This window comes from Vibrio sp. HI00D65, assembly GCF_001635455.1.
Taxonomy (GTDB): domain Bacteria; phylum Pseudomonadota; class Gammaproteobacteria; order Enterobacterales; family Vibrionaceae; genus Vibrio.
Genome location: NZ_LWEH01000290.1, coordinates 1 through 8,634 on the forward strand (window position 1 = coordinate 1; position 8,634 = coordinate 8,634).

Consider the following 8,634-nt stretch of genomic DNA (forward strand, 5'->3'; position numbering starts at 1 on the left):
CGCTCAAACATCGAAAGGGTTTTTAAGTCTCTCGATGCTGCTGTATCGCTAGTCCAAAAGGTTGGCTTCAAGAAAAACATAGAGGTACAGCTATGAGTGAGAACACAGAGAAAAAGCCACCTAGTGTGTTCTCTCCTTACAACACAAACACACGAATTAGAGCAATAAACTGTGTCAAAGAGCTGCCAGAGCTAGATAAGGTGTTTTCTAGTGTGCTTGCTGGTTCGGTTGCCTCTATTGTTGCGCCCGGTTCAACTGGTAAAGGCTTTTTTAGTCTTGGTGTATGTTTCGACCTGTTTACAGGGAAAGACCTTCTAGGGCTTGATATAAAGCCGCTAGAGGCATCTCAAAAAGTTGCCTTTGTGACAGCAGAAGATCAGGCAGATGTAGTAGCGCATCGAGTTCATTCTTTGATTAAGCATTACAACATGACACCAGATGACGTCTGCTTGATGGATGAACAGATCAGCTTTATCTCAATTGTGGGCGAAAGAATGCTTGATTTAGTGCGCCCAGATGGTTCGCCAAACCTTGCTTTAGCAGATGAGATGATCGAGCAATACAGGGGCTACCGCTTGGTCTTCCTTGATACCTTGGCTAGAGCGCACCAGTCGAACGAAAACGACAACGGCAACATGACAGTGTTAATCAGTGTTTTTGAGTACATTGCTAAACACACAGGGGCGGCGTTCGTGTTCCTGCATCACACAAATAAGGGTGCGACACTAAACAATCAAGGTGATGCGGCAGGAGCTGCACGAGGCGCAGCTGCAATAACTGACAACATTCGATGTCAGCTCAATTTATCAAAAATTACGGAAGAGGATGCCGCTGACATTGGTCGCACGGTGGAGCGTCATAATTACATTTGGCTGCATAGCTCAAAGGTCAATTATTCCAAAAGTAACCCTGATATGTTGCTAGAACGAAGCGAAAGTGGTTGTTTGACTGCTGTAAAAAATTCTCGCTCTTTTGATTTCAATGACGCGGGAGAATACGGCAATGGGTGATCGCATGACTATCAGGCATATAGCTGCGAGACAGCACCCACGCTTATTCTACTCTGATATATTCACACCGATCTCAGCAGGACGCAGAAAAAAAGCGGTTGAGTGGGTTAGAGAATTTGAAGACGTCACAGTGACAATCAGAATGTTCAATCAACTCGACGTTGCTGATCAAGATTTGATGCTGTGTATTCTTTCGATTGCTCGCAGTCATGTAAACACTATGGAGCAAAAGGAATATCTAGTTAACCCCGCACGTACACCCGAGGGCTTAAAGTCTGAGTTAAAGGGCTACAAGCCATCTCAAAGAGCAGAATTGAGCATTGAAAGGCTTCCCACACTGAACATCAAGACAACTTGCAATGAGCTGTTAACTGATATTGGGCGCAGCACAGGTGGGAGTGATTACAAGTGGTTAATTTCATCGCTTAAACGTCTATCATCAACCTCTTTCTTTTTGGAAAACAAAAAGGAAATATTTGGAGGTTCTAACATGTTGTCTTTCAACATGGATAAGGACACAAACGAGGTTTCGATACATATAAACGCATTATCAGCGCACTCTATCTGGGCACCGTTTGGGGACTACATATACTCAGACAGAAGAGAGAGACACACGCTAGATTCTGATCTTGCTAGAGCGTTGCATGACAAACTTTGCGCTCGCGTACGTGCAGGGGAGAAGAATAGACGCTTAAAAGCCGATGAGCTGTTAAGTCTTATTTACAACGACAGCCGAGACGTAAAAAAGGCAGAAAGCGAAGATAAAGATACAGTTAAAAAGAGGTTGTCAAAGCGGCGAGGTCAACTGATGGTAGCTATAAAACAAGTCAATAAGCTGCCACTCTGGAACATAGAGACAGATGGGAGAGGGGCAAAGCTAGCACTTGTTGTTTCAAGAAAGAAAACCAGAACAGCTAAATCCTAATAAAACAAATATTTAGGGTCGGGATAGCGGTAGACTTTTAAAGTCGCCGCTATTTTTTTTACTGGTTATATAAACAGTCGGGATAGCGGTAGACTTTGATCGGGATAGCGGTAGACTTTGATCGGGATAGCGGTAGACTTTTTTCTTTATCAAACACCCCTTGAAGCCTTACTGCATAAGGCTTACAGCGTTTTGCCAAAAATCTCTCTATTAATCTCTATTAATCTCTATTAATAGAGATTAAAAATCTCTATTAAATAACGGAATCAAAGATTCCTAAAGAAGGGCAACCTACGGTTGCACACAGACGCCCCCCAAGGGGCGAGAAAGATAAAACGCCTTCGCGTTTTAAAGAGCCTAGTGAAGCGGAGCGAAACGTAGCCTTATTAGCGCGCTGAAAGCGCAAGACAAGGAGTTTAGCGCAAAGACGGGGCTTTGCTTACATTTTTGAATTGCTCGCCTCTGACAGCGTCTAGGAGCGTTTTTGTGAATTGATTTGTTTCTAGGCTTGTTGCGTATTCATCTAGATCGTAAATGTGGCGGCTTAATGTTCTTAGCATGAAGCCGTCTGCGACCCCCTCGATCGGTGTTGTTCGTCCCGCTAGAGAGCTTTGAGACAATGCGAAGATTACGCCCAGCATTCCTCTGACCTCATCCATTGCGTGAAGCATAATTGCTGACACCTCATCTGTGTCACCCTTGGGTGATTGTATCTCTCTGATTACTTCGTCTAACTCTGCAAGAGCTTTGAAGTAACCTTCTTTTGCCATTTTGATTTGAAAGACTGTCGCAGTTGGATCGTTCAGTGTTGACTCTAGCTTGATGTATCTAGATGCCAGTCTTCTAAGTGCTGCTTTGAGTGCAATTGTGAAATTCATAGCTTTATTGAAATAATAGTCATTAAATGTGACAGTGTCACTTATCACGTAAATGATGATGGATTGAAGAGGACTTCTTTGTTGATCCAACAAATCCCTCAAAAACCACCCAAAACCACCAAGTATCACCAAAAACCACCAAAAACTGATTTTCAGATCATTTTTTTTCGTGCCCTTTCCAAACTTTCATGAAATTAAAAATCCAGTGGGGGGGTACTCATTTAGAAAAACTTTTCAAACTGGTGTCATTTTTGATAGAAAATCTGACACCATAGTTTCAAGCAAAAGTCAAATAAATAAAACCATGGTTTCACATTTGCAAAAATAATTGACACCATATTATACACTTAAATTTGACACCATGGTTTCGTAAAAATAATTAAAAATAACACCATGGTTTCACTTGACATGGTTTATTTGAAACCATATATTTATAGAAAAGGTAACCACAGGACTATGAGTATGATTTTTAAAACCACTGGGCGCACAGGTCATGAAATGATCAAGATGATCCGCTCGTTCTATTGTAAAGAGACAAAGAAACCGCAAAAGATTCAGCTCGGAAAGTTCCGAAAATCGGACATTCCAAGCATCGCTTACGATAAGAAATTTGTTCCAAAAGTTATTGAGGAACTGAAAGAGAAAGGCGCAACGAATGAAGAGATTGCAGAGGTCGAAGACTACATCAATGTTCTGTTTGAAGCAGAGCAAGAGAAAGCAGTTTTAAGAGAGAAAGGTGCATTCTTATCTCATGTAAAATTAGCGGCATCAGCACACGAATCACACTTAGAATTGCTGACTGAAACAGAAAGGGNGGAGCTTTGGGAGTCAATGAAAACTATTGAGTCAAAGTTAAGAGCTGTCGGCATCACCAAGCCACGCAAACCACGCGCTAAGTCGTGATTATCGGCAGGGAGCAAGGTATGACTTGCCTCCGGCAGTCCTGCACCCCAAGTCGCTGCGCTGGGTTTGCCTTGCACTTGCAGTGGGCTTCATCAAAAGCCACGGGCTTTTGTATTTTCCGCCATGGCGGAGCGTAGCGTAGTGGGGCGGCGGCTGTGTGCTTTAGCCCCAACACAGAAAGAGATTAAACAAATGAAATAACATGACAGAAAAACGAAATATTAGACTAAGTGTCTATCTTACTCAGAGTGAGCAAAGACAGCTTGCCGACAACTTTAAAATCGACCTGCCGATTGCAGATCAAGCAAAGCAAAAGCAGCTTGCCGACAATGTTAGAAATGCAGCATTGGGCAAAAAATTAGAGTACAAGAAAGTTAATCCAATTGCCCAAAGTCAGTTTGAACAATTAGCGAGATTAAGCTCAAACTTGAATCAACTTGCTCATGCTTACAATCTTAAAAACGAGCCGTCTACAGCATCAGTTTTTAACTTAGTTAACGAGATTAGACTCGCACTTTTAAACATAACTATAAGTCATGAAAGCTAGTGTTAATCGCGGGGATGGGTTTAGAGGGGTTTTAAACTATGTCTTTGATGAGGGTAAAGATCGAACTGGAGATAAAAAGCCAGAGGTTGTCGCAGGAAATGTAAGCGGGAGAGGTGCGCGAGATTTAGCGAGAGAGTTTTCAGTTTCCAGAGCGTTACGTGATAACGTCAAAAGCCCTGTCTGGCATACATCTCTATCACTTCCAGAGGGTGAAAAGTTAGATTCTGGAAGATGGGATCGGGCTGTGAACTTGTTCTTAAAGGAGATGAGTTTAGATACTTCTAAGCATCAATTTGTTGCAGTTAGGCACAATGATACAGATAAAGACCATGTTCATATAATAGCTTCAAGAATAGGTCTGGACGGCTCATTGTGGCACGGTCGAAAAGACGTCTTTAACGCAATAGAAGCAACGCAGGTGATCGAGAGAGAGTTAGATTTGACGCTTACAGCGGGCTACTTTGAGCTAGATAAAAACGGAAACAAAACCAAGCGTAAGACACCAAGAAAACAAGCAAAGCAAAAGGAAATACAAATGTCAGCTAGAACGGGTGAAGCACCGCAGCGTCTAATCTTGCAGAAGATTATAGATGAAGCCATCAAAGCGAAAGTGAGTGTTTTTGATTTTATTCAACAGCTTGAGGTTGCAGGCGTAACAGTGCGCCCAAACGTTGCAAAAACTGGTAGGTTAAACGGTTTCTCTTTTGTTCTCGGTGGCATCCCATTCAAAGGTTCAGATCTTGGAGATAACTATAAGTGGAGTAAAGACAGCAAATTAAAACAAAATATTATTTATGAGCAAGACAAAGACGGCGGAAAACTTATCGCGGAGTCAGAGCGAATCAAACAGGCAATTAGTGCAGAAAGCAGCAAGGAAGCAACAGCAGATCAAGAGCGGAAGCCAACAAGTCAATCAATCACTAATGAAGATAGCAACAAATCTATCGATACTAGCGGAAGACCATCACAAGGCAGCAAGCAAAATGACAGCGGCAACAGTGGAGTCACGAGAGCAAATGGAGAGGACAGCACAAGTGATTCAAGCAGCGACAAACATGATCGAATCCGAAGCAACGAAAACGGCAGAAACGTTAGCGGAAGCAATGCAGGAGCTAGACAGAAGCAAGCGCAAAAGCAACTTGAAAAGCAGTATTCTGTTGCTCGTTCTGGGTTTAACAAGTGGTCTGATACTGACAACCACATTTCTGATCTCGCAGCCCCAAGCTCTAGCAATAGTAATTCAGCTAAACAGAGTCCTGACCAACTGAAAAAGATCGAGGCTTGGAGACGTCAACACGAAATATTGGGAGCTGATAGTTATAGAATCACTGTAGTTTCTCGAAGTGGCAGCAAGCCTTGGAACATTGGAAAGAATCAAGGAGAAAAAGGCAAAGAACGTTTCTACACTGCGGAAGAGGTCGAGGCTAAGATCCCATTTCTGCGTCAGAAAAACGCGCGAGGGGGCGACATCTATATAACCCCGATTAGCTCAAAATATCATTTTGCAGTAATTGATGATGTTCGAGAAAAAACGCACATGATGTTGGTTAGTGATGGCTTTAAGCCGACATTGGTGCAGGAGTCATCAAAAGACAATAGACAGCTTATTTTTAAGCTACCGAAGGAGGCAGGGGCGCAAGAGGCAGCTGCAGCAAATAAGGTTGTTTTTGATCTCAACAAGAAATATGGAGACCCTAAATTTTCGGGCGCAGTGCATCCGTTTAGAATGGCAGGCTTTAGCAACAAAAAAGCAGGGCGAAACAATGCTTTTACTAAAATTATAAGCAGAGCAAAAGAAGCCTGTAGTCGTGTTTCTGAGCTGCTTGATGAAGCTCGGGGAGAACTAGCAAAGCAGGCAAAAATCAGAGAAGTAAAAGATTTCCCACAGTTTGCGGGAGATGCCGACACGAACTTTAGAAGGGAGTGGGCGAAGCAACACGGTTTGGCTGAGACGATGGTTAAACGAGGGCAATGGCAGACAGTTGATTTGTCAGCGATAGATTATAGAGCGACAGAGCATCTTGTTTTAAGCGGGTTAAGTGTTGATAGAGCAATAGAGATAATGAGTAAAAACTCGCCAGAGCTAGCATCTCGAAAGCATGATGTTAATGATTACTGTGCTAGAACGAGTGAAAAGCTAAAAGCGAAGTACGGCGAGAAGATCGAGCGAGAGCCAATGATTGGCGGTGTGAAACTGCCAAAGTCAGGCGGTGACAGCAAAGTAAAGCCGCAATCACCACGCATCAAAAAAGGGCTGTAAGCCCTTTTTTCTATAAGAATAACAGCGCCACATTTAAAACGATGCTTTCAACAACCGCCCCAACTGTTGAGTCGTATAAATACTCGACTTTGTCCCAGAACGTTGGTGGTGGTATCAAGTCCTCAATCATATCGAATATGTCACTCGCTAGATCACTCAGACTGTATGATTCCCTTATCGGCGTCTCAAATTTTGTATCTGGCATACTTTTCCAAGTTGGTCGTTCAAAGTTGTCACCAATACTAAATATCTGATCGAACGTGTACCAGATAGCCCCGACATTAAGTAGAGCACCTACGTGATATAAAACACTCATTTCTTTATTGTAAACATACTATTTTAAGCGTACTGATGCGATTTATTGACGAATGTATTTTTTTTAAATGTGTGCTCATATTTGAAAAAGTTACATCTGATTTTTTCGGGAGTATTTCTGCACTTTAGATGTAAAAAAAGAGCTTTGAGGCCCTTTTTAAAGTGAAGTCTGATCGAGTGGTGCGTAATAGGTACTATATGTTAAATAGACCCCTTTTCCTGCAATTCTTCCCACTCGCTGCGGTACTTTCTGCAAGTGCCACGGCTTATATCTGCTTCAATCGCTAAATCTTTTGTAGATGGGTATCCCTGCCCTTTTTCCTTGTAGGCATCAAGGATGGGGAATAGCTTGTCTCTTACTGCTTGCTTTCTTTGTTCGTAATTGCCGTTGTAACTTTTCTGTGTAACCTTTTGTGTATCGATTTGTGTAACCTTTGGTGTAACTGTTACGCCTTCCTTTTGGGTTAATAGGTGTGTCAATTTTGTAACGGTTACATGTAGGCTCTTTACCTCTTCTTTGAGTTCCTTGAGCTCTTTCAATACGCTTTCATCATTGTTTCTATTTCTTTTATTGTTTGGCTTTATGAGCTTTAAGTCTTTAGCCTTGATGAATCTAACGCCGTCTAATTCTGTGTAAGGTAGTGTATCGTTTCTCATATATCGATACAGTGTATTTCTGCTTATTTGTGTAACCTGTGACACCTCATTGATGCGTAGCATTTTTTCTTTTTTCATTGTGGCGACTTACCATGTAACGGGGTTATGTAACTCGATACTTTAGCACAGGGGAAACCCCCTGAGAAATTTGTTGTGTTTTTCCTTGTTTGGGGGTTGCTGAAGCTAAAAATAATTATTAACCTATGTGTATAAATTTAAAAAACAAACAAATAAATATGAATTTAGAACAAGATAGAATTAGGTTGTTGTTTGACCAAGGAGCACTAAAAAAAGCAGTGATTACATCAGTACCAATGAAGGGTAATGAATTTCACGTGCATTTCGTATCAAAGCAGGGAGACAACATTGTTTGTGTCAAAGCTCGCTCAAACATTGAAAGGGTTTTTAAGTCTCTCGATGCTGCTGTATCGCTAGTCCAAAAGGTTGGCTTCAAGAAAAACATAGAGGTACAGCTATGAGTGAGAACACAGAGAAAAAGCCACCTAGTGTGTTCTCTCCTTACAACACAAACACACGAATTAGAGCAATAAACTGTGTCAAAGAGCTGCCAGAGCTAGATAAGGTGTTTTCTAGTGTGCTTGCTGGTTCGGTTGCCTCTATTGTTGCGCCCGGTTCAACTGGTAAAGGCTTTTTTAGTCTTGGTGTATGTTTCGACCTGTTTACAGGGAAAGACCTTCTAGGGCTTGATATAAAGCCGCTAGAGGCATCTCAAAAAGTTGCCTTTGTGACAGCAGAAGATCAGGCAGATGTAGTAGCGCATCGAGTTCATTCTTTGATTAAGCATTACAACATGACACCAGATGACGTCTGCTTGATGGATGAACAGATCAGCTTTATCTCAATTGTGGGCGAAAGAATGCTTGATTTAGTGCGCCCAGATGGTTCGCCAAACCTTGCTTTAGCAGATGAGATGATCGAGCAATACAGGGGCTACCGCTTGGTCTTCCTTGATACCTTGGCTAGAGCGCACCAGACGAACGAAAACGACAACGGCAACATGACAGTGTTAATCAGTGTTTTTGAGTACATTGCTAAACACACAGGGGCGGCGTTCGTGTTCCTGCATCACACAAATAAGGGTGCGACACTAAACAATCAAGGTGATGCGGCAGGAGCTG

General features: G+C 42.3%; 8 protein-coding genes. 5 read left to right on the top strand and 3 right to left on the bottom strand.

The features are described 5' to 3' along the window. Positions 1 to 92 precede the first annotated feature (92 nt). Together A3712_RS18905 and repC are read left to right on the top strand one after the other, a co-directional pair. Positions 93 to 1,010: an AAA family ATPase gene (locus tag A3712_RS18905; protein WP_063524656.1), complete on the top strand. Its 918-nt coding sequence runs from the start codon at positions 93 to 95 to the stop codon at positions 1,008 to 1,010. After that, positions 1,003 to 1,935 carry a replication protein C, IncQ-type gene (gene repC, locus A3712_RS18910; RefSeq protein ID WP_063524657.1) on the top strand — a complete coding sequence of 311 codons (933 nt, stop codon included), beginning with the start codon at positions 1,003 to 1,005 and terminating at the stop codon, positions 1,933 to 1,935. The genes A3712_RS18905 and repC overlap by 8 nt, the downstream gene beginning before the upstream one ends. Before the next feature lie 416 nt (positions 1,936 to 2,351). Here the strand turns inward: repC and A3712_RS18915 are convergent, their stop codons facing one another. Next, positions 2,352 to 2,813, bottom strand: coding sequence for a hypothetical protein (locus A3712_RS18915; RefSeq protein WP_157618812.1), 462 nt, complete (start codon positions 2,811 to 2,813; stop codon positions 2,352 to 2,354). Between the two features lie 1,105 nt (positions 2,814 to 3,918). Here A3712_RS18915 and A3712_RS18925 point away from each other — a divergent pair. Next, positions 3,919 to 4,263 carry a hypothetical protein gene (locus A3712_RS18925; RefSeq protein WP_063524660.1) on the top strand — a complete coding sequence of 115 codons (345 nt, stop codon included), beginning with the start codon at positions 3,919 to 3,921 and terminating at the stop codon, positions 4,261 to 4,263. Further along, on the top strand, positions 4,253 to 6,523 hold the full coding sequence (locus tag A3712_RS18930) for a relaxase/mobilization nuclease domain-containing protein (RefSeq protein ID WP_063524661.1): 2,271 nt from the start codon (positions 4,253 to 4,255) through the stop codon (positions 6,521 to 6,523). Before A3712_RS18925 ends, A3712_RS18930 begins: the two co-directional genes overlap by 11 nt. Before the next feature lie 10 nt (positions 6,524 to 6,533). Here the strand turns inward: A3712_RS18930 and A3712_RS18935 are convergent, their stop codons facing one another. Further along, positions 6,534 to 6,839, bottom strand: a complete 306-nt coding sequence (locus A3712_RS18935) for a hypothetical protein (RefSeq protein ID WP_063524662.1) — start codon at positions 6,837 to 6,839, stop codon at positions 6,534 to 6,536. Positions 6,840 to 7,039: 200 nt separating this feature from the next. Then, positions 7,040 to 7,573 carry a helix-turn-helix transcriptional regulator gene (locus A3712_RS18940; protein WP_063524663.1) on the bottom strand — a complete coding sequence of 178 codons (534 nt, stop codon included), beginning with the start codon at positions 7,571 to 7,573 and terminating at the stop codon, positions 7,040 to 7,042. A 397-nt stretch (positions 7,574 to 7,970) separates the two neighbouring features. On the opposite strand from A3712_RS18940, the gene A3712_RS18950 reads away from it, so the two are divergent. Further along, a partial coding sequence (locus A3712_RS18950) for an AAA family ATPase (protein ID WP_157618814.1) occupies positions 7,971 to 8,634 on the top strand: 664 nt, incomplete at its 3' end.